General features: G+C 64.8%; 28 protein-coding genes. 19 read left to right on the forward strand and 9 right to left on the reverse strand.

The features are described from left to right. Positions 1 to 124: 124 nt before the first annotated feature. Entirely contained in the window at positions 125 to 1,282 is a 1,158-nt protein-coding gene (locus tag F3H41_RS15395; protein ID WP_149739571.1) for a DnaJ C-terminal domain-containing protein, read from the reverse strand. 258 nt (positions 1,283 to 1,540) lie between these two features. Then, positions 1,541 to 1,969 carry an RT0821/Lpp0805 family surface protein gene (locus F3H41_RS15400; protein WP_149739572.1) on the reverse strand — a complete coding sequence of 143 codons (429 nt, stop codon included), beginning with the start codon at positions 1,967 to 1,969 and terminating at the stop codon, positions 1,541 to 1,543. A gap of 162 nt (positions 1,970 to 2,131) precedes the next feature. Here F3H41_RS15400 and pdxH point away from each other — a divergent pair, with 162 nt between their 5' ends. Continuing rightward, positions 2,132 to 2,752, forward strand: coding sequence for a pyridoxamine 5'-phosphate oxidase (gene pdxH / locus F3H41_RS15405; RefSeq protein ID WP_149739573.1), 621 nt, complete (start codon positions 2,132 to 2,134; stop codon positions 2,750 to 2,752). Between the two features lie 52 nt (positions 2,753 to 2,804). Here pdxH and F3H41_RS15410 read toward each other — a convergent pair whose 3' ends face one another. Both F3H41_RS15410 and tldD read right to left on the reverse strand, forming a co-directional pair. After that, on the reverse strand, positions 2,805 to 3,836 hold the full coding sequence (locus tag F3H41_RS15410; protein WP_244616221.1) for a polysaccharide deacetylase family protein: 1,032 nt from the start codon (positions 3,834 to 3,836) through the stop codon (positions 2,805 to 2,807). Between the two features lie 248 nt (positions 3,837 to 4,084). After that, the gene (gene tldD, locus F3H41_RS15415) at positions 4,085 to 5,500 is read right to left on the reverse strand and encodes a metalloprotease TldD (RefSeq protein ID WP_149739575.1); all 1,416 of its coding nucleotides are present in this window, start codon (positions 5,498 to 5,500) and stop codon (positions 4,085 to 4,087) included. A gap of 146 nt (positions 5,501 to 5,646) precedes the next feature. Here tldD and F3H41_RS15420 point away from each other — a divergent pair, with 146 nt between their 5' ends. Beyond that, positions 5,647 to 5,853 (forward strand): antitoxin MazE-like protein, encoded by a 207-nt coding sequence (locus tag F3H41_RS15420; RefSeq protein WP_149739576.1) that lies wholly within the window; start codon positions 5,647 to 5,649, stop codon positions 5,851 to 5,853. Between the two features lie 272 nt (positions 5,854 to 6,125). Here F3H41_RS15420 and F3H41_RS15425 read toward each other — a convergent pair whose 3' ends face one another. Next, positions 6,126 to 6,647, reverse strand: a complete 522-nt coding sequence (locus F3H41_RS15425) for an invasion associated locus B family protein (RefSeq protein WP_149739657.1) — start codon at positions 6,645 to 6,647, stop codon at positions 6,126 to 6,128. Positions 6,648 to 6,811: 164 nt separating this feature from the next. Beyond that, complete coding sequence (locus F3H41_RS15430) at positions 6,812 to 7,726, reverse strand: NAD(P)/FAD-dependent oxidoreductase (RefSeq protein WP_149739577.1); 915 nt, start codon at positions 7,724 to 7,726, stop codon at positions 6,812 to 6,814. A 135-nt stretch (positions 7,727 to 7,861) separates the two neighbouring features. Between F3H41_RS15430 and F3H41_RS15435 the strand changes: the two genes are divergently transcribed. From F3H41_RS15435 to rnhA, 15 genes are all read left to right on the forward strand, one after another. Beyond that, positions 7,862 to 8,290 carry an Rrf2 family transcriptional regulator gene (locus F3H41_RS15435; RefSeq protein ID WP_149739578.1) on the forward strand — a complete coding sequence of 143 codons (429 nt, stop codon included), beginning with the start codon at positions 7,862 to 7,864 and terminating at the stop codon, positions 8,288 to 8,290. Between the two features lie 260 nt (positions 8,291 to 8,550). After that, a complete protein-coding gene (coxB, locus tag F3H41_RS15440; RefSeq protein WP_149739579.1) occupies positions 8,551 to 9,429 on the forward strand; it encodes a cytochrome c oxidase subunit II in 879 nt (292 codons plus the stop codon). Between the two features lie 16 nt (positions 9,430 to 9,445). Further along, positions 9,446 to 11,146: a cytochrome c oxidase subunit I gene (ctaD, locus tag F3H41_RS15445; protein WP_149739580.1), complete on the forward strand. Its 1,701-nt coding sequence runs from the start codon at positions 9,446 to 9,448 to the stop codon at positions 11,144 to 11,146. 107 nt (positions 11,147 to 11,253) lie between these two features. After that, positions 11,254 to 12,204: a heme o synthase gene (locus tag F3H41_RS15450; protein ID WP_149739581.1), complete on the forward strand. Its 951-nt coding sequence runs from the start codon at positions 11,254 to 11,256 to the stop codon at positions 12,202 to 12,204. Further along, positions 12,204 to 12,347: a hypothetical protein gene (locus F3H41_RS15455; RefSeq protein ID WP_149739582.1), complete on the forward strand. Its 144-nt coding sequence runs from the start codon at positions 12,204 to 12,206 to the stop codon at positions 12,345 to 12,347. Before F3H41_RS15450 ends, F3H41_RS15455 begins: the two co-directional genes overlap by 1 nt. Then, complete coding sequence (locus F3H41_RS15460; protein WP_149739583.1) at positions 12,344 to 12,970, forward strand: cytochrome c oxidase assembly protein; 627 nt, start codon at positions 12,344 to 12,346, stop codon at positions 12,968 to 12,970. Before F3H41_RS15455 ends, F3H41_RS15460 begins: the two co-directional genes overlap by 4 nt. A 59-nt stretch (positions 12,971 to 13,029) precedes the next feature. Continuing rightward, on the forward strand, positions 13,030 to 13,908 hold the full coding sequence (locus F3H41_RS15465; protein WP_149739584.1) for a cytochrome c oxidase subunit 3: 879 nt from the start codon (positions 13,030 to 13,032) through the stop codon (positions 13,906 to 13,908). A gap of 195 nt (positions 13,909 to 14,103) precedes the next feature. Next, entirely contained in the window at positions 14,104 to 14,487 is a 384-nt protein-coding gene (locus F3H41_RS15470; protein ID WP_149739585.1) for a DUF983 domain-containing protein, read from the forward strand. Between the two features lie 82 nt (positions 14,488 to 14,569). Further along, positions 14,570 to 15,271 (forward strand): SURF1 family protein, encoded by a 702-nt coding sequence (locus F3H41_RS15475; protein ID WP_149739658.1) that lies wholly within the window; start codon positions 14,570 to 14,572, stop codon positions 15,269 to 15,271. A 304-nt stretch (positions 15,272 to 15,575) separates the two neighbouring features. Next, positions 15,576 to 15,941: a DUF1304 domain-containing protein gene (locus tag F3H41_RS15480; protein WP_149739586.1), complete on the forward strand. Its 366-nt coding sequence runs from the start codon at positions 15,576 to 15,578 to the stop codon at positions 15,939 to 15,941. Between the two features lie 20 nt (positions 15,942 to 15,961). Beyond that, entirely contained in the window at positions 15,962 to 16,975 is a 1,014-nt protein-coding gene (gene ispH / locus F3H41_RS15485; RefSeq protein ID WP_149739659.1) for a 4-hydroxy-3-methylbut-2-enyl diphosphate reductase, read from the forward strand. Positions 16,976 to 17,020: 45 nt separating this feature from the next. After that, positions 17,021 to 17,209, forward strand: a complete 189-nt coding sequence (locus F3H41_RS15490; protein WP_149739587.1) for a type II toxin-antitoxin system HicA family toxin — start codon at positions 17,021 to 17,023, stop codon at positions 17,207 to 17,209. Between the two features lie 3 nt (positions 17,210 to 17,212). Beyond that, the gene (locus F3H41_RS15495; protein ID WP_149739588.1) at positions 17,213 to 17,623 is read left to right on the forward strand and encodes a type II toxin-antitoxin system HicB family antitoxin; all 411 of its coding nucleotides are present in this window, start codon (positions 17,213 to 17,215) and stop codon (positions 17,621 to 17,623) included. Between the two features lie 110 nt (positions 17,624 to 17,733). Beyond that, positions 17,734 to 18,702 (forward strand): homoserine kinase, encoded by a 969-nt coding sequence (locus F3H41_RS15500; protein WP_149739589.1) that lies wholly within the window; start codon positions 17,734 to 17,736, stop codon positions 18,700 to 18,702. Positions 18,703 to 18,771: 69 nt separating this feature from the next. After that, positions 18,772 to 19,212, forward strand: coding sequence for a ribonuclease HI (gene rnhA / locus F3H41_RS15505; protein WP_149739590.1), 441 nt, complete (start codon positions 18,772 to 18,774; stop codon positions 19,210 to 19,212). 181 nt (positions 19,213 to 19,393) lie between these two features. Here rnhA and F3H41_RS15510 read toward each other — a convergent pair whose 3' ends face one another. The 3 genes from F3H41_RS15510 to F3H41_RS15520 form a co-directional block, all read right to left on the reverse strand. After that, positions 19,394 to 19,963 (reverse strand): hypothetical protein, encoded by a 570-nt coding sequence (locus F3H41_RS15510; RefSeq protein ID WP_149739591.1) that lies wholly within the window; start codon positions 19,961 to 19,963, stop codon positions 19,394 to 19,396. A gap of 166 nt (positions 19,964 to 20,129) precedes the next feature. Continuing rightward, positions 20,130 to 20,615: a peroxiredoxin gene (locus tag F3H41_RS15515; protein ID WP_149739592.1), complete on the reverse strand. Its 486-nt coding sequence runs from the start codon at positions 20,613 to 20,615 to the stop codon at positions 20,130 to 20,132. A gap of 183 nt (positions 20,616 to 20,798) precedes the next feature. Next, positions 20,799 to 21,674: a protein-disulfide reductase DsbD domain-containing protein gene (locus tag F3H41_RS15520; protein ID WP_149739593.1), complete on the reverse strand. Its 876-nt coding sequence runs from the start codon at positions 21,672 to 21,674 to the stop codon at positions 20,799 to 20,801. Between the two features lie 198 nt (positions 21,675 to 21,872). On the opposite strand from F3H41_RS15520, the gene F3H41_RS15525 reads away from it, so the two are divergent. Further along, positions 21,873 to 22,478 (forward strand): YqgE/AlgH family protein, encoded by a 606-nt coding sequence (locus F3H41_RS15525; protein WP_149739594.1) that lies wholly within the window; start codon positions 21,873 to 21,875, stop codon positions 22,476 to 22,478. A 178-nt stretch (positions 22,479 to 22,656) separates the two neighbouring features. Then, positions 22,657 to 22,848 carry a CsbD family protein gene (locus tag F3H41_RS15530; protein ID WP_149739595.1) on the forward strand — a complete coding sequence of 64 codons (192 nt, stop codon included), beginning with the start codon at positions 22,657 to 22,659 and terminating at the stop codon, positions 22,846 to 22,848. The last annotated feature ends 277 nt before the right edge of the window (positions 22,849 to 23,125 follow it).

Below are 23,125 nucleotides of genomic sequence, written 5' to 3' on the forward strand. Positions count from 1 at the left end.
ACTTTGTCAAGGCTGCCCTATGACATAGGGCGATGGGGCGTTCAAGCGCACAACAAATCAGGAACTGTTAGTCCCCGTAATATTGGGTTAATGTCATTGATCTGTCATGGAATATCGGTGATTTCTAGAGATAGAGACCGTGCTTCATCGAGCGCATGAGGTCGGTGATCTTCTCGTCCGGCTTCTCGAACAGAACAATGCGCAGTTCGACCACGAGGTCGCCGCGCTGACCATCGCTGCCCATCAGGCCGCGGCCGGCGATGCGCACGGCCTTGTCGGAGCCGGACCAGGCGGGCACCTCGATGCTGGCGGCGCCGTCGAGGCTCTCCACCTGCCGTTCGCAACCGAGCACGGCATCCTGGATGTCGATGGAGATCGTCGTGACGAGGTCGAGCCCCTCGATCCGGAAGCGCTCGTCGCGCTGGAAGCGCAGGATGGCGACGGCATCGCCGCGCCGGGCGCCCGCGACCCGGTAGCCCTGCTCGCGTAGCCGGATGGGCTGGCCGTCCACGGCGCCGGCCGGCACGGCGATCTTCACCGTTTCGCCTTCCGGCAGCGACACGCTCACGCGCTCGCGGCGAAACAGCTGCGTGACGGTGACGGGAACGTCCACGACGAGATCGGGCGTCTTTTCCACGATGCGGCCGCGCAGCCGCTTGACGAGGGCATTGACCAGTTCGGCCGCCGGAGCTGCGGCCCGGCGCAGCATGAAGCCGCCCTTCTGTGCGGCCGGCCGTTCGCCGTCGTCCCCTTCGGCCCAGTCCTCGCGCTCGCTGTCGCCCGTCCGGGCGTCCGTGCGCGCGTCGAAGCCACGCTCGTCGGTGCCGGAGCGCGGGCGGGCCTGCGACTGCTGCTGATACTGGGGTTGCGCCTGGGCCTGCGACTGGGCCTGGGCCTGAGACTGGGCGGAAAAGGGGGAGGGGCCGCCTGTCCGGCCCTTGCCCTCGCCGAAGAGGCGGTCGACCATCTCCTCGGCCGTCTCAGGGCCGATCGGCTTTTCCGCTTCGGCCTGCGCGGCGGCATTGGCGGCCTGCATGCGGGCTTTCAACTCCTCCATGCGGCGCAGATCCGCCTCGCGGCGTGCCTGGTCGTAGCGGTTGCGCAGCTTCGGGTCCTTCAGCACCTCGTAGGCGCGGCCGATTTCGGCAAAGCGCTGGGCCGCATCCGGGTCGTCCTGATTGTGGTCCGGATGGGCGGACTTGGCCGCATTGCGCCATGCCGCCTTGATCTCGTCCAGGCCGGCGTTGCGCCGGACACCGAGGGTCGCATAGGGATCACGCATCTCAATCTCGCCCCATGGGGTTCGTCTCCTCGACAAACGTCGAGGCACGCACTCCGTTCCCGGCCGCACCCATTTGTGTGGCCTCGTCGGGGAAATGCTCGTGCAAACTTGCTAATCTGAAGTTAGAAATGCGGGCGCCGGCATCGATCAGACCGGCAAATGCGCCACAAAGACCCGACTTTGACGAAGGATGGTTAACACTGTCTTGCGCCGGAGATGTCGCCAGGGGCAGAGCCGCTGGCGATGCGTCGGCCTGTGTCAATTCTGCGGCGCGAACTTGACGAGGTTCCAGCGGTCGCCGGCCACCTTGCAGGCGCTGCCCTCGAAGCGGGCAATGCCCTCATAGGAATGGCGCGTCGTGACGAAATCGCGGCAGGTCAGCCCGGTATCGGCGCTTTCACGCACCACGCTGATGACGCCGGCGCTGCCCGACCGTGTGTTGGCCCACGGAATGGCCGCCTGACCGAGGCTTTTGAGATCGGCGGCTGACACCGCGTTGCGCACCGCCGCCTCGTCAGTCGTCTCGTCGAGCGCCGCAGGCACGGAGGATGTCATGATGTTGCGGTCCACCGAGTCCATCTTCAGGACGTCGCCCGCCGTGCCCATGCAGCCGGTGAGGCAAAGCAGGGCGAATGCGACCGCCGCAAGGCGCGACGCTGCGCCGCGTGTCGCGGGGCGATCCCTCATTGTGTCTTCGAGCGACTTTGCTATGTCTACCACGGCAATCCCGTCCGGTTCGAAGGCGGCTTCGATACGCGCATCATTGGCGTCTACCGTCGCTGGCTGTCCTGAAACGTGACACCGGTTGGTCACCGCCAAAGGCGCAGAAATCAGCATCGGAAGACGATCATGGATGAAAAAGGGTTAACATCAGGTGACTTCACGGAAGCGGCAGAGCCCTTCACGTTGTTCGGCACCTGGCTGGAGGAAGCCGGTGCCAGCGAGCCAAACGATCCCAATGCGCTTTCGCTCGCCACCGTCGATGAAAACGGTCTGCCCAATGTGCGCATGGTGCTTCTGAAGGATTTCGACACGAACGGCTTTGTCTTCTACACAAACTACGAAAGCCAGAAGGGACGCGAAATTCTGGGCAGCGGTAAGGCCGCCATGTGTTTTCACTGGAAAACGCTGCGCCGCCAGGTGCGCCTGCGCGGTCCGATCTCGCCCGTCAGCGATGCCGAGGCGGATGAATATTACCGCACCCGTCCGCGCGGCAGCCGCATCGGCGCCTGGGCCTCCAAGCAGTCGCGCCCGCTCGAAAGCCGCTTTGCGCTCGAAAAGGCCGTTGCCGAATACACGGCACGCTACCCGATCGGCGACATCCCGCGTCCGCCGCACTGGTCCGGTTTCCGGCTCGCGCCGACCTCCATCGAGTTCTGGCACGACCGTCCCTTCCGCCTGCACGACCGCGTCGAGTTCCGTCGCGCAAGCCCGGAAGGCGGCTGGGAGAAGGTGCGGATGTATCCGTAAGACGGGCTGCGTCAGGCGGGCAAGGGATCATGCCTTGCCCGCAAGGCCATCCCTACCCGGCCATCAGGCGGAAGGGGATGCCCGACGCCAGCGCCCGCACATAAAGCGCGCGCTGATAGTAGCCGTTCAGCGAAATGCGTCGCAGCATGGCAAAGGCTGGCGAGGGACCGATAACGCCGGGTCGGGTGGTGACGGCCGTCGTGAAGCCGGCCTCGCGTGCGAGGCGTTCCTCGCGCGCCGTCGCGGCCTGTGCATCGCCATAGGGATAGGCAAGGGAGCTGGGACGCCGGCCGATAATATCTGCAACCACATCCGCCGACGCCGTCATTTCGCGCAGCGCTTCGGCATCGGGGAGCCGCGACAGCGCTGCATGCGTGACGGTGTGGGCGCCGATCGTGGCGCCGGGCACCTTGGCGAGGGCGGCAATGCCGGCCCGGTCGAGCGTCAGCCGCTCGGTGATCCCCAGGGGATCGATGCCATGGGCCCGCGCCGCGCCATCGAGTTTCGCCACCGCATCCGCTTCCCGGAGTGTGCCCCGCGTGCCGCGAATGAAGCTCGCAATGTAATCGAATGCGCTGTCGCGGCTCGCATAGTCCGTCAGCGTGAAGGTCCGCAGACCCTCGCCGAAATCCACGCTCACCCGGTCGTTGCGGGTCAAAAGCTCCGTCGCCGTTTCCCACCACAGCGTGTGGCTGCGCTGGATGAAGCCGGCCGTGGCATAGACGGTGAAGGGCACGCCATGGCGCTCAAAGACCGGCGCGGCATGCTCCAGATTGTCGCGGTAGCCGTCATCCAGCGTGAAGCAGGCAAAGGGGCGAAGGTCCGGATCGTCGCCGGTACCGGCCAGGTCATCCGTCGAGACGAAGCGATAGCCTTCGGCCTTGAGCGTGAGGATCGCCGTTTCCAGAAAGCCGGGCGTGACTTCCAGATGCCCGTTCGGCGCGAAGGGCCGCGCCGCCTCGGGACGAACATGGTGCAGCGTGAAGATCGCGCCGCGCCCGCGCGCCTGACGCAAAAGCCCGCCGCGGGACAGGGCAAAGGACGCGATCAGCCCGCCGCGGATCGCGGTATGGCGCGCCGCCATCCTGGCTCTCGTCGCAATCGACATGGCTGGTCCCTTGCTGTCTCGCGGTCGCCGCTGCCGCCGCGCATCAACCCTGACTAGCAGCGATCCGTTAAGCCTTGTTAAACTTTAGCACCGGTGTAGCAAAACCGGATCGTGACAATCCCGCAGCACGGCGGCAGAACGAGGGGCCGGCGCCAGTGCCGGTCAATATGTCGCACAGACCGGCGACCGAAGCCCGCGGCTGCCTGAAGCCTTACGTCCTGCCCTCAGGCCTGCGTACCGCCGACCGTGATCGCGTCCATGCGCAGATGCGGCTGGCCGACGCCGACCGGCACCCACTGGCCCGCCTTGCCGCAATTGCCTATGCCGGTGTCGAGCTTGGTGTCGTTGCCGATCATCGTCACGCGGCGCATGGCGTCCGGCCCGTTGCCGATCAGCATGGCGCCCTTCACCGGCGCGCCGATCCTGCCGTTTTCGATGAGGTAGGCCTCGGTGCAGCCGAAGACGAACTTGCCCGAGGTGATGTCCACCTGCCCGCCGCCGAAGGAAACGGCATAGATGCCCTTCTTGACGGAGGCGATGATCTCCTCCGGCGTATGGCCACCGGACAGCATGTAGGTGTTGGTCATGCGCGGCATCGGCACATGCGCATAGCCCTGGCGGCGACCATTGCCGGTCGGCTTCATGCCCATGAGGCGAGCATTCTGCCGGTCCTGCATATAGCCGACCAGTTTGCCGTCCTCGATCAGCACATTATAGGCGGAGGGCGTTCCCTCGTCGTCGATGGTGATGGAGCCGCGCCGCTCGCCGATCGTCCCGTCATCCACCACCGTGACGCCCTTGGCCGCGACCTGCTCGCCGAGCAGGCCGGCAAAGGCAGAGGTCTTCTTGCGGTTGAAGTCGCCCTCGAGGCCATGGCCGACCGCCTCGTGCAGCATCACGCCCGGCCAGCCATTGCCCAGCACCACGTCCATGGTGCCGGCCGGCGCATCGATCGCCTCGAGATTGACGAGCGCCTGGCGCAGCGCCTCCTCCGCGCCGGCCTGCCAGTTTTCCGTGGCGATGAACTCCTCGAACCCACGCCGGCCGCCGATGCCGAAGGAGCCGGATTCCTGTCGGTCGCCCTCGCCGGTGACGACGGAGATGTTGAGCCGCGTCATCGGCCTGACATCGCGCATGCGGTGACCATCGGCACGGATGATCTCCACCACCTGCCAGCTCGCGCCGATCGTCGCCGTCACCTGCCGCACCTTCGGGTCCTTGGAACGCAGATAGGCGTCGATCTCGGTCAAGAGCGCCACCTTCGCCTCGAAGGACGGTTCGCCGATCGGATTGCCGTCGCCGTAAAGCCGGGCATTGGTGCCCTGTGGCGCGGCGGCATAGGAGCCGGAATGGCCGCGCGTGACCTGCGCCACCGCATCGGACGCCCGCTTCAGCGCCGCAAGCGAAAGGTCGCCCGAATGCGCGTAGCCAACGGCTTCGCCGGCCACGGCCCGCAGGCCAAACCCCTGATCGGTGTTGAAGCTGCCGCCTTTCAGGCGCCCATTGTCGAAGGAGAGCGATTCCGCCTGCGCGTGCTCGAGGTAGAGTTCGCCGTCATCGGCCCGCGCCAGCGTTTCCTTCAACACCGCCTGCACGGCCGCCTCGTCCGCATCGAAAAGGGAAAGAAGATCGGTGTTCATCGGCACGCTCCTGAAGATCTCGTTCCGTCCCATGTAGAGATGCCGAGGGGGGAGGGCAAGTTACGGAAAGGAGAGGTGGCGCAGGGAGAGGGCGGTTGCAGGAAGGGTGCACCAGCGCGATACTGCGACAATGATCGGAGGTGGCGATGACCGAGGAAAGTCAGCCTGTGCAACAATCGGGGTCTGCAGATCGCATACAGGCGGGCTTTCATGGGATATTATCCCCTGAGCTCGTGGAGGAATGCCGGCGGCAATCTCTGCTCGTTGCCCAAAGCGATGCAGCGAATGCCGATCTCGCCCGCTTCATGGATGCGGCATGGGTAGACCTTATCAGCGACCTCGCGCCAGAGTAGAGAAGGCAGTCACAGCAGAGCGTAACAGTGCTTTGCCGTCCACAGTGCTTCTGCAGAACGCAGGCATGGTTCATGCGATACCGTCCCACACTCGTCATCCCGGCCCCCGAGCCGGGATCCAGCGGTCACGCGTCCGCGTGGCTTAAAGAGTCGTTCCAGATCACGGACTTGATCTGGCTAGATCCCGGCTCTGGGGCCGGGATGACGGCGGTGGATGTGGCGTCGGGGCGATCCATTCCAGACGTTGCGACAGCAGGCAACCCACGACGCGATCACGGCAGCGCGTCATACCCTTCGCCGAACCCCTTCAGGTCCACGGGAATGCCGATGCCCTCTTCTGGCGACTGGAAGACGATGAAGGTCGCGGTGGCGCCGGCGCGGAAGGTCTTCAGAAGCTCGTCTTCCAGCACCACTTCGGCATAACAGCCATCGGAAAAGCAGCGCACGAAATAGGCGCGGCCGATATCCTTGCCGTCGACATTGAGGCCAAGGCCATTGGGCAGGAGAACGCCGAGCGGGGCCAGCACGCGCAGGATCTTCGCCTTGCGGTCGGCCGTCTTCAGGACGACAACGGAAAGCCCGACCTCCGGCCGGTCCTCGGCGATGACATTCTGCATCAGCGCGCATTGTTCGCCGGTGGCGCCGGCCGGCTGGTCGCACACGATCGACCAGGCGCCATGATTGGACTTCACCGTGCCCGGTTGCTGGGCCCCGGCACCGACGGCCGTGGACAGGAGAAGCGCCGCCGCGGCAAAGGCCGTCTTGACGGGCAGAGAGAATGAGCGACGGCCCATGCGCACCTCGAAACTACGAATCATCGGGATATTCTTTAAGGCCGCGGTTGCGGATGAAAAGCCCCGAGGCGCACATTAGGGGTAGGTATGGCTGAATTTGGACGGAGTTTCCTCACTTCCTCCCGCTTGAGGCGTCCGACCTTCCGGCTGTCGGCTCCGCCCCGTCAGACGGATTCGAACATGAGCGAGCGGTGAAGGGCCGCGCCGGCCATGTTGCCGTCTCCAACGGCCAGGGCCACGGATCCGGAAATGCGGGCGGCATCGCCGCAGGCGAAGACACCGGGAATGCTGGTCTCCTTTGTCGCGCTGGTCCGGATCATCGCGCCGATCGGGCTGTCGTCCATGGCAAGGCCCAACTGATCGGCAAAGGGACTGGCCTGGGTGACCTCAGCCAGCGCGAAGATCCCGGCGAAGGGCAGCGTGCGCCCATCCGCAAGCGTGATATCGGCATGCCCGGTGATGCCGACGACCGGGCTGCGCTCGACGTTCGTGCCGCGCGCCGAAAGCGCCGAAAGCTGGTCGGCATCCGGCTCGAAGGCAGTGTTGAGAAGAAGTGTCGTCGGCCCCCAGTCCGGCAGCATCAGCGCGTGATGCATGGAAAGCGCCGATCCCGCGATCACCGCGATCGGGCCGCGGTCCAGCTCGTATCCATGGCAATAGGGGCAATGAAACACGCTTCTGCCCCAGCGCTCCGCAAGCCCCGGTATGGCCGGCAGAGTGTCCGTGACGCCGGTGGCGAGCAAAAGCCGCCGTGCGGCAAAGCGCGCGCCATCGGCAATGACGTCGAATGCGGCGCCGTCCTCATCCCGCACCTTGAGCCGCTGCACGCGCTCTGCCCGGGCGGAGAGAAGGCGGACCGTCGGATAGGCCAGAACCTGGTCTCGGGCCCGTTGCGCAATCACAGCCGGATCAACCCCGTCCTGCGTCAGAAAACCATGCGAATGGGCGGCAAACCGATTTCGTCGCACGCCCTCGTCGATGATCAGCACCCTGCGACGGGCGCGGCCCAGCTGCAGCGCTGCGGACAGGCCGGCATAGCTGCCGCCGATGATGATTGCGTCGTTGACACTCTGGCTCATGAAGGAGGCTCCTGTTCACGCAACAACATAAGTAGCGAGAAAACACGCGTCAACGGTCATGATACTTTTCTTGTTGCATGAGGTGCTGACATGGTATGGGCCGGCTTGGAAACAATTCGGCGCGGGGTATCGCACATGCGGCAGGACAGCCGGCTATCGCGGATGTTGCACGTCCTCATCCATCTCGGCCGCCACGACGGCCCCATGACCTCGGAGAAAATTGCTGCGATGCTGGATGCCAATCCGGTCGTCATCCGCAGAACGATGGCGGGGCTTCGCGACGAAGGTTATGTGCATTCGGTCAAGGGACATGGCGGCGGCTGGACGCTCGCGCGCCCCTTGAACGAACTGACGCTTCTCGACATTCATCGCGCGGTGGGCGAGCCGTCGATCTTTGCGCTCGGCCCAGCCGATGACATGCCGGGATGCCCGATCGAAAAGGCCGTCAATGCGACGCTCGCCGACGTCTTTGCTGAAGCCGAGGGCCTGATGATGCAACGGTTCGCGGCCCTCACCCTGGCCGATATAGCCGACACCTTTCCGGCGCAGGTGCCCTCCCGATAGGACGGGGAGGGACCCATCGCGGACGCTGGACCCGATGTGAGGGGGCGGCGTCGGCCCTCAGCCTTGTGGACAACCGCGCAAACTTTGCCGCACGAACCGCCACGCTGGTCCGTGCCTTGCGTTTCGGCAAAAATGCCGCATCGGCCGTCGTGGACAGATGTTGCGGCATGGATCAAACTGTGGTTTGAAGCGGTTCAGTATCGCAGGGATTCTGCGCAACGCTTTGATCCTGATCAAGCGCGCATTTGGGAGAGACGATCGTGATGAAAAGGGCTTATGCAGTTCTGGCAGCCATTGCCTGTCTGCTCTTTGCTCCGGCAGCCTTCGCAGACAAGCCGGAGCCGTGGCAGATGACGCTTCAGCCGGCGGCGACGGGAATCATGGAGGAAGTGACCTGGTTCGAGCAGTACACTTTGTGGTTCATCGTACCGATCACGCTCTTCGTTCTGCTGCTGCTCATCGTCGTGGTCGTCAAGTTCCGCGAAGGGGCAAACCCGGTTCCGTCGAAGACCAGCCACAACACGGCGATCGAGGTCGTCTGGACGCTCGGTCCGGTCATCATCCTTCTGTTCCTCGCCATTCCCTCGTTCCAGCTGCTGAATGCCCAGTTGACGCTGCCGGAAAAGGCCGACGTCACCGTCAAGGCGACCGGCAACCAGTGGTACTGGAGCTATGAATATGAAGGCGGCGAGACGCCCGTTTCCTTCGACAGCCTGATGCTGAAGGAAACCGACCGTGACGCCGCCGGCAAGCAGGATGTCGCCGCCTATCCGCGTCTCCTTGCCGTGGACAACGAAGTCGTCGTTCCCGTCGGTGCCAATGTGCGCCTGCTCGTCACCGCCGGCGACGTCATCCATGCCTTTGCGATGCCCGCCTTCGGCGTGAAGATCGATGCCATCCCGGGCCGCCTCAACGAAACCTGGTTCCGCGCCGAGAAGGAAGGCCTCTACTACGGCCAGTGTTCCGAGCTGTGCGGCAAGGACCATGCCTATATGCCGATCGCCGTGCGTGTCGTCGCCAAGGACAAGTACGACGCCTGGATCGCCGCCGCCGCCACCAATCTGGGCGAGGCCAACAAGGCTCTGATGGCCGCCGTCGACGGGGCGAAGTCGCTCACCGTCGCCGACAACGCCAAGTAATCTGGAGGGGACAACCATGGCCGGATCTTCCGCCCACCACAATCACGATCACGCCGGGCACGATCATGCCGCGCATGGTCACGATCATGACCACGCCCATCAGCCGCTTTCCTTCTTCTCGCGTTGGTTCCTGTCGACCAACCACAAGGACATCGGCACGCTCTACCTGATCTTCGCGATCATCGCAGGCATCATCGGCGGCACGCTGTCGATCATCATGCGCATGGAGCTCGCAGAGCCGGGCATCCAGATCTTCCACGGCCTTGCCTCCATGGTCTACGGCTTCGAGGGTGACGCTGCCATCGACGGCGGCAAGCACATGTACAACGTCTTCACGACGGCCCACGCCCTCATCATGATCTTCTTCATGGTGATGCCGGCCCTCATCGGCGGTTTCGCCAACTGGATGGTGCCGATCATGATCGGTGCGCCGGATATGGCCTTCCCGCGCATGAACAACATCTCCTTCTGGCTGATCGTGCCGGCCTTCCTGCTGGTGCTTCTGTCCATGTTCGTCGAAGGTCCGGCCGGTGCCTATGGCTCGGGCGGTGGCTGGACGATCTATCCGCCGCTGTCGACCTCCGGCCAGCCGGGCCCCTCGATGGATCTCGTGATCCTCGGCCTGCACATTGCCGGTGCTTCCTCGATCCTCGGTGCGATCAACTTCATCACCACCATCCTCAACATGCGGGCCCCGGGCATGACGCTGCACAAGATGCCGCTGTTTGCCTGGTCGGTGCTCGTGACCGCCTTCCTGCTGCTGCTCTCGCTCCCGGTCCTGGCCGGCGCGCTGACCATGCTGCTGACCGACCGCAACTTCGGCACCACCTTCTTCACGCCCGAAGGCGGCGGTGATCCGATCCTCTTCCAGCACCTGTTCTGGTTCTTCGGTCACCCGGAAGTGTACATTCTGATCCTGCCCGGCTTCGGCATCATCAGCCACATCATCTCCACCTTCTCGAAGAAGCCGGTCTTCGGCTACCTCGGCATGGCCTATGCCATGGTCGCCATCGGCGCCGTCGGCTTCGTCGTGTGGGCGCACCACATGTACACGGTCGGCCTCTCGCTCGACACGCAGCGCTACTTCGTCTTCGCCACCATGGTCATCGCGGTGCCCACGGGCATCAAGATCTTCTCGTGGATCGCGACGATGTGGGGCGGTTCGATCCGCTTCGCGACCCCGATGGTCTGGGCCATCGGCTTCGTCTTCCTCTTCACCGTCGGCGGCGTCACGGGCGTCCAGCTCGCCAATGCCGGCCTCGACCGCGCCCTGCATGACACCTATTACGTCGTGGCCCACTTCCACTACGTTCTCTCGCTCGGCGCCGTCTTCGCCATCTTCGCGGCCTGGTACTACTGGTTCCCGAAGATGACCGGCTACATGTATTCCGAGTTCATCGGCAAGCTGCACTTCTGGGTCATGTTCATCGGCGTGAACCTGGTGTTCTTCCCGCAGCACTTCCTGGGTCTGGCCGGCATGCCGCGCCGCTACATCGACTATCCGGATGCCTTTGCCGGCTGGAACCATGTGTCGTCCTACGGCTCCTACATCGCCGGCGTCGGCGTGCTGATCTTCCTCTACGGCGTCTTCGAAGCCTTCGCCAAGAAGCGCGTCGCGGGCGACAATCCCTGGGGTGTCGGCGCCAACACGCTGGAATGGCAGCTCACCTCGCCGCCGCCGTTCCACCAGTGGGAACAGCTGCCGCGCATCAAGTAAGCGCTTGAAGGCGGAAGGCCGTCCCCGTGGCGGCCTTCTTCCAGACATGAAGACGGTGTTCGGGATGCTGGGGAGATCCACGAACGCCGCAGTAGCAGGGTAGGACCATGACAGTCATCGACGGAACCAACGGCACCACGGGCGCGATCGCGCTGTCGGAGGCGAGCCCCCGCGACTTCTTCGCGCTCCTGAAGCCGCGCGTCATGTCGCTGGTCGTGTTCACGGCGCTGGCCGGCCTCGTCCTGGCACCGGGCCACATCAATCCCTTCATGGGCTTCATTGCCATTCTCTGCATTGCGGTCGGCGCCGGCGCGTCCGGTGCGCTGAACATGTGGTACGATGCCGATATCGACGCCGTTATGACCCGCACCGCCACGCGCCCCATTCCGGCTGGCCGGGTGAGCGGCGAAGAGGCCCTGGCCTTCGGCCTGATCCTCTCCTTCTTTTCCGTCGGCATTCTCGGCCTCGCGATCAACTGGGTCGCGGCCGGTATTCTCGCCTTCACCATCTTCTTCTACGCCGTCATCTACACCATGTGGCTGAAGCGCTGGACCTCGCAGAACATCGTCATCGGCGGTGCGGCGGGCGCATTCCCGCCCATGATCGGCTGGGCCTGCGTCACCGGCGGCGTGTCGATCGAGAGCATCGTGCTCTTCCTCATCATCTTCCTGTGGACGCCGGCGCATTTCTGGGCGCTCGCCCTTTTCAAGATGCGCGAATACGGAGCCGTCGGCGTGCCCATGCTGCCGAATGTGGCGGGCGAGCCGGCCACCAAGCGCCAGATCCTGGCCTATGCCGTGCTGACGGCGCTGATCGGCATTGCCCCGACCATGCTCGGCTTTGCGAGCCTCGGTTACGGCGCGGTCGCCGGCATGCTCGGCCTCTGTCTCGTCTGGTCGTCGGTCGGCGTGCTGCGCATGCCCGATGGCGATGAGCGCATGGTGCCGGCAAAGAAGCTTTTCGGCTATTCCATCCTCTACCTCTTCGCGATCTTTACCGCGCTGATGGTCGATCATCTCGTGGCGCCGTTGCTGGCCGGCCTTTCCGGAGGCCTGTGATGGAAACGGTCACGCTCACCGAAAAACAGAAGAAGTCGCGCCGCGGCCGCAACATTGCGCTCGGCGTCGTCCTCGCCGGCCTCGTTGTCATCTTCTACGTCATCACCGTCGTCAAATTCACCACGGGGACGATGCCGCTATGACCGGGGCTGCGCAACAACCACAGGCGGCGCCGGCCGCCGAAGCCCGCCGCGAGCGCAACAACGGCGTGATCGTGGCAAGCTGCGTCACCTTCGTCGTCGCCATGCTCGGCGCCGCCTATGCCGCCGTGCCGCTCTACGATCTCTTCTGCCGCGTCACCGGCTATAACGGCACCACACAGCGCGTCGAGCAGGTCTCCGAGACCATCCTCGACCGCACCATGCGCGTGACCTTCGATGCCAATACGGGTGGCGGCCTGCCCTGGTCGTTCACGCCCGTCGATCGCGATGTGGAAATGCGCATCGGCGAGACCGTGCAGATCAACTATCGCGTCAAGAACCTTGCGGAACGGCCGACCACCGGCCAGGCGACGTTCAACGTCACGCCCATGCAGGGCGGCGCCTATTTCAACAAGGTCGCCTGCTTCTGCTTTACCGAGACGACGTTGCAGCCGGGCGAGGAGCGCGACATGCCGGTCGTCTTCTTCATCGATCCGGCGATCGTCGACCAGCCGGAAACGCGTGACATCAAGCTCATGACCCTGTCCTACACCTTCTACCCGCGCGAGCCGTCAAAGCCCGTCGCCGCGGTGAACAAGGCGGCAGAGGTCGAGACCAAACTTTGAGGATGGTCGCTTCCGGTTCGCCGGGGCGATTTGAGAGAGGACTATCGGGGATCACTGACATGGCCGATGCACATCAGAAAAACCACGACTACCATATCATCGATCCGAGCCCGTGGCCGTTGCTCGCCTCCATCGGCGCCTTCATCATGGCGTTCGGCGGCGTAGGCTACATGCGCTATCTCTCGGGCGGCTCGTTCAAGATGTTCGGCCTGGAAATGGCGAACCCCTGGGTCTTCTTCATCGGCCTGGCGCTGATCATCTACACGATGTTCGGATGGTGGGGCGATACCATCAAGGAAGCCCACGAGGGTCACCACACGCGCGTCGTCTCGCTGCACCTGCGCTACGGCATGATCATGTTCATCGCGTCTGAAGTGATGTTCTTCGTGGCCTGGTTCTGGGCCTATTTCGACGCCAGCCTCTTCCCGGGCGAAGCCATCCAGGCCACCCGCGCCACCTTCACGGGCGGCGAATGGCCGCCGAAGGGCATCGAGGTCATCGACCCCTGGCACCTGCCGCTCTACAACACCGTGATCCTGCTTCTGTCCGGCACCACCGTGACCTGGGCGCACCACGCCCTGCTGCACGGCGACCGCAAGGGCCTCGTCAACGGCCTCGCGCTGACCGTCGTGCTCGGTGTGCTTTTCTCGTTCGTGCAGGCCTATGAGTATGTGCACGCACCCTTTGCCTTCAAGGACAGCATCTACGGCGCCACCTTCTTCATGGCGACCGGCTTCCACGGCTTCCACGTTCTGGTCGGCACGATCTTCCTGATCGTCTGCCTCATCCGCGCCATCCGCGGCGACTTCACGTCGAAGCAGCATTTCGGCTTCGAAGCGGCCGCCTGGTATTGGCACTTTGTGGACGTGGTCTGGCTGTTCCTGTTCTTCTCCATCTACATCTGGGGTGGTTGGGGCGCACCGCTTCACCACGGCTGATCGGACGGGGAACGTTCAGACGACTTGCGATCTTTGAGGGGGCGGCTTTCGGTTTGCGAGGCCGCCCCTTCGCATTCCATGCGGGCATGCCCGTATTTTCGGGGAGACACACCTGCGTCACATGCACGCGGTGTATCCGGCGGCGGTTCCGGCTAAGGTCGGAGGGGGGACGCTGCCGACAGTGAGGAGAATGACATGCCTGATGACCACGCCCATTTCGCGCCGGTCGATCCTGTGTCCACGGGGCTGCGGGGCCTCTGCCCGCGCTGCGGCCAGGGCAAGCTGTTCGATGGGCTCGTCAAGCCGCGGGCCCGCTGCACGGCCTGCGACCTCGATTACGGCTTTGCCGATGCGGGTGACGGCCCGGTCGTCTTCGTCATCCTGATCGTCGGCTTCATCGTCGTCGGCGCGGCGCTCTGGGCCGAAGTGAATTTCCAGCCGCCGCTCTGGCTGCATTTCATCGTCTGGATCCCGCTCGCCACCATCCTCAGCCTGGCCCTGATGCGCATGCTGAAGGGGGTTCTGATCAACCTGCAATACCGCAACAAGGCCGGGCAGGGGCAGATCGACCGTGGCTGAGACCGGGCAGGCGTCAGCAGACGGCGCCGCGACGGGTCACGCAGCGCCCGGCCGCCGCCGGCGGTTGCCGCTTGTCGTCACCATGGGCCTGCTGCTCGCGGCCTTCGCCATTCTCCTTTCGCTCGGCACCTGGCAGGTCGAGCGCCTCGTCTGGAAAGAGGCGCTCCTCGCCACCATCGCCGAACGCCGCGCCGCGCCGCCCGCGCCGCTCGCCGACATCGAAGCGGCGGCAGCCGCCGGTCAGGACATCGACTACCGCACCGTCACCGCCACCGGCACTTTCGAGCATGGCCGCGAGCGGCATTTCCTCGCGACGTGGAATGGCGAGAGCGGCTTTTACGTCTTCACGCCGCTGACGCTTGCCGATGGCCGCAGCCTCTTCATCAATCGCGGCTTCGTGCCCTATGACCGAAAGGATCCGGCCAAGCGGTCCGAGGGGCAGGTGGCCGGCCCCGTGACCGTCACCGGCCTTGCCCGCCCGCCGCTCGCCGCCAAGCCCTCCCTGCTGGTGCCGGACAATGACGCGGCAAAGAATGTCTTCTACTGGAAGGATCTCGCCGCCATGACCACCTCGGCCGGCCTCGATCCGGCCCGCACGCTGCCGCTCTTCGTCGATGCCGATGCCACACCCAACCCCGGCGGCCTTCCCATCGGCGGCGTCACGCAGGTCGACCTGCCCAACAACCACCTGCAATACGCCGTCACCTGGTATGGCCTGGCGCTCGCGCTGGCCGGCGTTGTTCTGGTGGCATGGGTGCGGCGGCGGTCCGCGCCGGCGGCGTGAGGGGCGGCGGAGGGAAAGCAGGAATGGTTGGGCGCCAGACCCCCCTCTGTCCTGCCGGACATCTCCCCCACAAGGGGGGAGATCCGCAAAAGGCGCGCTTGCAGGGCACCTTGACGTCTCGGTTGAGGAAACATGTCTCTAAGCGGACGCCGGCCCGCCCAGCCGATCTCCCCCCTTGTGGGGGAGATGCCCGGCAGGGCAGAGGGGGGTAATACCCCCCAACAACCTCGCCCCCATCCCGCCATGGCGCCCGCCGCCAAAACATGCCAAGCATGCGGGCAGAACCGCAGCAGGAGAAACCCGCATGCAGACAGCCGCCAACCTTTTCGTTGCCCTGACGGCGCTCCTGCATATCGGGTTCCTCATCCTTGAAATGCTGCTCTGGACGAAGCCCTTCGGACGCAAGGTCTTCCGCAACACGCCGGAAAAGGCCGAGATCACCCGGGTCCTCGCCGCCAATCAGGGACTCTACAACGGCTTCCTCGCCGCTGGCCTTTTCTGGTCGCTCCTCCACCCCGATCCCGTCTTTGCGGTCCAGTTGAAGCTGTTCTTCCTTGTGTGCGTGGGCGTGGCGGCTATATATGGCGCATGGACGGTCAGCCCGCGCATCCTTCTCGTGCAGGGTGGCCCGGCGTTTCTGGCGCTGCTTTTCGTCTTCCTCGGCATGTGAGACCGGCACCCTTGCTCGATATGGCTTCTTCCGCTTCCACCACCGCGCGCTCCGCCCTCACCATCCGCCTGTGCGGCCCGCGCGGCTTTTGCGCCGGGGTGGACCGCGCCATCCAGATCGTCGTTCTCGCGCTGAAGAAATACGGTGCCCCCGTCTATGTCCGCCACGAGATCGTGCACAATCGCTACGTGGTGGAGGGGCTCGAGGCCAAGGGCGCCATCTTCGTCGAGGAACTCGACGAAATCCCGGCCGAGCACCGCGACCAGCCGGTGGTCTTCTCCGCCCACGGCGTGCCGAAATCGGTCCCGGCCGATGCCGAGGCCCGCAACCTCTTTTATCTCGACGCCACCTGTCCGCTGGTCTCCAAGGTGCACAAGCAGGCCATGCGCCATCAGCGCCTCGGCCGCCATGTCGTTCTCATCGGCCATGCCGGCCACCCGGAAGTCATCGGCACCATGGGCCAGCTGCCGGAAGGCTCCGTTTCGCTGGTGGAGACCATCGAGGATGCCGAGCGCTACCAGCCCGCCGATCCCGACAATCTCGGCTATGTCACGCAGACGACGCTGTCGGTCGATGACACCGCCGGCGTCATTCGCAAGCTGCACGAGCGCTTCCCGAACCTCACCGCCCCCGCTGCCGACAGCATCTGCTATGCCACCACCAACCGGCAGGAAGCCGTCAAGCAGGCCGCGCCCGGCTGCGACCTCTTCCTCATCGTCGGTGCGCCGAATTCCTCAAATTCCAAGCGTCTGGTGGAAGTCGCCCTCAGGGCCGGCGCCCGCCAGTCGCTGCTCGTCCAGCGCGCCAGCGAAATCGACTGGGGCAGCGTCGGCGCGCTGAAGACCGTCGGCCTCTCCGCCGGCGCCTCGGCCCCGGAAGTCATCGTCAACGAGATCATCGAGGCCTTCAAGGCGCGCTACGACACCACCGTCGAACTTGCCGATACCGTGGAAGAAAACGAGCACTTCCTCGTCAACCGCGAACTGCGCGAAGTCGAACTCACCCACACCGACATGGCCTGGGTGAACGGCTGAGGCTGCCGCCTTGAACAGCTACACATTCGTGTGTATGCTTCCGGCATGCGAAGCGATGCCATTCTGAGCGCATTGAAGGCAGACGGCTGGGTCGAGGTGGCCAGGCGCGGCAGCCATGTTCAGTTAAAGCATCCCGAAAAGCCCGGCCGCGTAACGGTGCCACACCCCAAGCGGGATATCCCGTTGGGAACGCTGAAAAGCATCGAGGGCCAGGCCGGTCTGAAGCTGAGGTGAGCCATGAGCCAGAACTATATCGGCCTGATTCGCAAAGAGCCTGACAGCGATTATGGCGTTTCCTTCCCCGATTTCCCCGGCGTCGTCACCGCAGGCACCGACCTCGACGACGCGCGCCGCATGGCGGAAGAGGCGCTGGCGCTGCATGTCGAAGGCATGATCGAAGACGGCGACCCGCTTCCATCGCCCTTGACGCTCGAGGCGGTCATGGCCGATGGCGACAATTCCGATGCCGTCGCCTTCCTCGTGCCCGTTGCGGTGCCCTCCCGTCGCGCCGTCCGCCTCAACATCACCCTGCCGGAAAATGTGGTGAAGGACATCGACCGCTACGCCGGCAGCCGCGGCATGACCCGCTCGGCCTTTCTGCTGAAGGCGTCGGTGCGCGCTATGGCCGAGGATACGGAACGCGCCTGACACGCCGTTCCCTCATCCATTTCCTGTGCCCATGCCGCAAACGGGCTGGCACGGCGCGGCCGGCCACGCTATGGCTCATGCGATACTCCCGAGAGCATGGATCCGACGCCGTGGCCGTCTATACCGATATTACCGAGGACGAGTTGTCCGCCTTTCTTGCCGATTACGATGTCGGCACGCTGACGGCCTACAAGGGCATTGCGGAGGGCGTGGAGAACTCCAACTTCCTGCTGCACACCACGGTGGCCCGCTATATCCTGACACTCTACGAAAAGCGGGTCGATCCTGCCGATCTGCCCTTCTTTCTCGGGCTGATGCAGCATCTGGCGGACCGGGGCCTGTCCTGCCCGCTGCCGATCGCGCGGCGCGATGGCGGGCATCTCGGCGAACTCTCGGGGCGGCCGGCAGCGTTGATCTCCTTCCTCGAAGGCGTCTGGCTGCGCAAGCCCGAGGCCGGCCATTGCCGGCAGGTGGGCGCCGCGCTGGCGGCCATGCATCTGGCCGGCGAGGGCTTTGCCCTGAAGCGGGCGAATGCGCTCTCCGTCGAGGGCTGGCGGCCGCTCTGGAACAACTCCGCCGCCCGCGCCGACGAGGTGCAGGCGGGGCTGGCGGACGAGATCGCGGCCGAGCTCGATGCGCTGGAAGCGGCCTGGCCGAAAACGCTTCCCGAGGGCGTCTGCCATGCCGATCTCTTCCCGGACAACGTCTTCTTCCTCGACGACACGCTCTCCGGCCTCATCGATTTCTATTTCGCCTGCAACGACATTCTCGCCTACGACGTCTCCGTCTGCCTCAACGCCTGGTGCTTCGAAAAGGACGGATCGTTCAACCTGACCAAGGGCAGGGCGCTGCTGTCCGGCTATACGGAGGTGCGCCCACTCTCGGAGGAGGAGGCGGCGGCGCTGCCGCTTCTCGCCCGTGGCTCGGCGCTGCGCTTCTTCCTGACGCGGCTCTACGACTGGCTGATGACGCCGGCCGGCGCTCTGGTGGTCAAGAAGGATCCGCTTGAATATCTGCGCAAGCTGCGCTTCCACCGCGCCGTCGCCGATGCCGCCGACTACGGCCTTGAGCGCCCCTGAGCGCCCCTGAGCACCCTTGCGCGCCCCTGAGCACCCTTGCGCGTGCTCCCCTTGAAAGAGATGCCCAGCATGAAACATGTCGATATCTACACGGATGGCGCCTGCTCCGGAAATCCCGGTCCCGGCGGCTGGGGTGCGGTGCTGCGCTATGGCGAGACCGAGAAGGAACTCTTCGGCGGCGAAGCCGCCACCACCAACAACCGCATGGAACTGACCGCCGCGGTGACGGCGCTGACGGCCCTGAAGACGGCTTGCGACGTCGATCTCTACACCGACTCGAAATACGTCATGGACGGCATCGAGAAGTGGATCCACGGCTGGAAGAAGAATGGCTGGAAGACCGCCGACAAGAAGCCCGTCAAGAACGGCGAACTCTGGCAGGCGCTCGATGCCGCCCGCGGTCAGCACACGGTGCGCTGGCACTGGGTGAAGGGCCATGCCGGCCATCCCGAAAACGAGCGCGCCGACGAACTCGCCCGCCGCGGCATGGAGCCCTTCAAACGCCGCTGAAGGCGGGGAGGGACAGAACGGTCCTTATTCTTCTCCGTCATTCCGGTTCGAGGCCGGAACGACGGAAAGGTTGGTTGGCATTGCCCACTGGCGCTTGAATCAATCTCTCAAGAGCTTTGCGCGCCGGATTCACACGTCCCCGCAAGAGCGTGAAAGGACTCATCCTTCCGCGAGTGAGCCGTCAGGCCGCGGCGCGCTCCGTTGTAACAGTGCGCACCAGAAGCGCCGTTTCCCCCTCGATCGTCAGGGCAAAGGCGCCGTCCGGCGAGATGATCGCCATGCGGGCCCAGGCGAGCGGCGGGCCGCCGGCCTTGAGGGCCGCGACGGCGTGGGCAAGGCTGGTGCCCGAGGCCGTGACGACGCCGTAGTGGCAGTCGGCTTCCGAGACGAGATGGCAGGGGCGGGCCACCAGTGCATCGAGCCACAGATGGGCGGGCGTCTCGCTGAGCAAGGGGCCGGCCAGCGCCAGCAGCGCTTCGCCCACCGCATGCGGTCCTTCGGCAAGCGGCAGGCGGATGCTGTCGCGCTCCGTGTCGCGGTTCGCCGCAAGGGCGGCAAGATGCGCGGAGGGCAGGGTCGCCGCACCCCCGACTTCGCTGAGGCGCCAGTCGGAGCCGCTGGCTTCGATCGCGGCAAAGGCCGGAGCAAGATCGCAGGCACGACGTTCGGCAATCAGCGTCAGCGCTGTATCCCGAAGCCTCAGCTGAAGCGGTGTCAAGGCTGCCGCTCCATCCGTCATTCGCCCGATCATGTCCGTGGTCTCCTCTGTCGTTTCGTCGTTGACAGGGATCAGATACTCTCACGGCGGAAGTGTGGCTGTCACCGCGGGAACCGATCACGGCCGGTCACGAAAATGAAGGCCTGCGCGGGCGTTACCCCACGCAGGCCATAAACCGGTTGAACGGCTCAGCGCCGGATCAGAGTGCTTCGAGGATGGCGGCGGCGGCAGAAACCGTGGCCTGGCCGGGGTTTTCCTCAAGGCCGAGATGCTTGACGACGCCATTGTCGGCGATCAGGGCGTAACGCTTGGAGCGAACGCCGAGCCCGCCGGCCGACAGGTCGATGTCGAGACCGAGCGCCTTGGTGAAGGCGGCGTTCCAGTCGGCGATGAAGCGCAGCTTGCCTTCGCCGCCGGTGGACTTGGCCCAGGCGCCCATCACGTGATGGTCGTTGACGGAAACGACGAAGATGTCGTCGATCCCCTTGGCGAGAATGGCTTCACGGTTTTCGATGAAGCCCGGCACATGGTTGATCGAGCAGGTGGGGGTAAAGGCACCCGGCACGGCAAAGAGAACGACGCGGCGGCCGAGGAACATGGCATCGGTATCGATGTCGGCCGGACCGTCCGGCGTGCGTTCCTTGAGGGTGAGGCTCGGCAGCTTGTCTCCTACGGCAATGGTCATGGGTCACGGTCCTTTGGAAGCGGAAAGACGAAAGGGGCGGTGCGTGCCGGCCAAACCCGCACCGGCGCCCCCGCAAGGGCTGCCGTGCGGAAACGGCGGCAGCCATCCTTATCGCGCCGCCGGGTCAAGGTCGAGGATATCAAGCGATGTTTCCCGTCTTTCGAGAACGATGCCGGTCGTTGGTCATTGCAGGGAAAGGCGCGTCTCCAGTTCCGCCTTGCCCAGCCGCACGGCAAGGAGGGCGCCCTCCGCAAGCCGCGCCTGCGCGCCCTTTCCAAGTCGCACGGGCACATCCACCGCAAAGCGCCCGGCGCCCTCGGCGCGCACCTGCGGTGAGCCGAAGCCGACGCCGGCGGGCCCCGCGAGGAAGATGTCGGGCAGGGCTGTCCCGTCCCCTCTGCCCGTCACGGTAAAGCTCAGCCTGTCCTTGTCGGCTGACAGCCTGGCCCCGCTCACCGACAGGCCCGGCGAGCGCTCCGGCGGCAGGCTGGCACGCGCCGCCTCGATCAGCGCTGCATCGAGCGGCTCGAAGGCGCCCGCCCGCGGCAGTGTCACGGACAAGGTGCCGGATACGGGAATGCAGATCTCCTTGCAGATGCCAAGGAAGAGGTCGGCATCCAGACTTTCGGGCATCTTCCCTGATGGCACCGACAGGGTGAGCGGAAACTGCGCCTTCCCGGCATAGCCGGCCATCTGCAGATCGCCCTCCTGAAAATGCTCCGGCACGGGAAAGCCCATGCTCTCCAGCGTCACGGCGGGATCGGCAAAGCTGAGGGTCGGCGGAATGCCGCCGGCGCCGGGTTCGCGCCAGTAGGTGTGCCAGCCAGGCTCAAGGCGGATATCGACGAGCGCCTCGACCTGCCCCCCGGCGTCCGGCGCGAGCGCCACCAGCCGCACGCGACCACCCTTGACCTCCAGCCACGGGCTCGACGCTGCAAGGGCCATGGACGGTGCGGAAATGGCAACGAGCGTGAGCGAGACCAGGAACAATCGTGCCCCCGCCCTTGCCCTGAAGGCCTGCCGTTCCAGATAACGATGAAGTGATGCGGTGCTGGCCATGCCTGCCCTGTCCGGAAATGTGGGGGTCTTTGCCCGAAACTTTGCGCTGAAACCGTCGTTGAACCTATCGCTTTCGATAGCGCTTCACCAGATCGGGCTTTCGCGGCATCATCCTTGATGAACACGCCCATTGCGGCAAAATCACCGGCGGCCAATGGAAGGACTTTTCATTTGGCTGCGAATTGATAGGCTGACCCCATGGCAATCACGATGACGCAAGGCAAGCGGGAACGGGGTGTGCTGGACGGTCAGTTCCTGATCGCCATGCCGCAGCTTGCCGACACGAATTTCGCCCGTACCGTCGTCTATATCTGCGCCCATTCCGGTGATGGCGCGATGGGTTTCGTGCTCAACAGGCCGCAGACGCTGACCTTCCCGGACGTGTTGCTGCATCTGGATATCATCCAGCCCGATCAGGCGATCAAGCTGCCGGATTCGGCCCGCAATTTCCGTGTGCAGACTGGCGGCCCGGTGGAAACCGGCCGCGGCTTCGTGCTGCATTCGGATGATTACATGAGCGATTCCAGCATTCCCGTCAGCGATGAGATCTGCCTGACGGCAACGCTCGATATCGTCAGGGCCATTTCCCGTGGGCACGGTCCCTCCCGCGCCATGCTGATGCTGGGCTATGCCAGCTGGGCGCCCGGCCAACTGGAGGGAGAGATCGCCCAAAACAGCTGGCTGAATTGCCCGGCGCGGGACGACCTCATCTTCGACAGCGGCCTCGGCGACAAGTACGACCGCGTGCTGCACCATATGGGCGTCACCCCCGCCATGCTCTCCATGGATACCGGCCACGCCTGACCGGCGTGCGAGGGTCTTCGACGCCCGCGCGCTGCGGGCGGGGCCGTCACGTTCGGACCGTTGTAAAACCTTTCCTGAAATTCACGTTTGATACCGGAACCAAAGCCTGTTTGGCCCGTTTTCTGGTCGCAAGGCGCAACGAAACGTCAAGCGCCGTAACGAACAGAGGAGCCATCCAATGGGTAGTCTTTCCGACAAGGTTTCCGGCACCGCCAACGAAGTCGCCGGCAAGGTCAAGCAGGCAGCCGGCAAGGCCACTGGCAACCGTCAGATGGAAGCTGAAGGCAAGGGCCAGGAAGTCAAGGGCAAGGCCCAGAAGGCGACCGGTGAGGCCAAGGATGCAGTCAAGGGCGTCGTCGATCGCATGTGATCGGTGATGCCCGTGTCACGCGGCTCAAGGCCGGCGTGACGGGGCAGGGCCCTTTGCTTTCCCTCGGCAAGGGCCCGACCATTCCCGCCCGACCGCTTGCGGAAGGGCTGGGAGGAGCGCTGAGCGCGTTCGGACGGGTTCACCGGACAGCGCTCGCGCCAGGCCCGCCGCGCGCGAAAGCGCCGGCGGGCTTTCCGTCGACAGCCGGAGGGGAAGCGGCACACGACGATGACGCCACGGCCTTGCGGCCTGCTGGCCATGTAGACCTAAATTCATT

The organism is Rhizobium sp. RU20A (assembly GCF_900155885.1).
Taxonomy (GTDB): Bacteria; Pseudomonadota; Alphaproteobacteria; order Rhizobiales; family Rhizobiaceae; genus RU20A.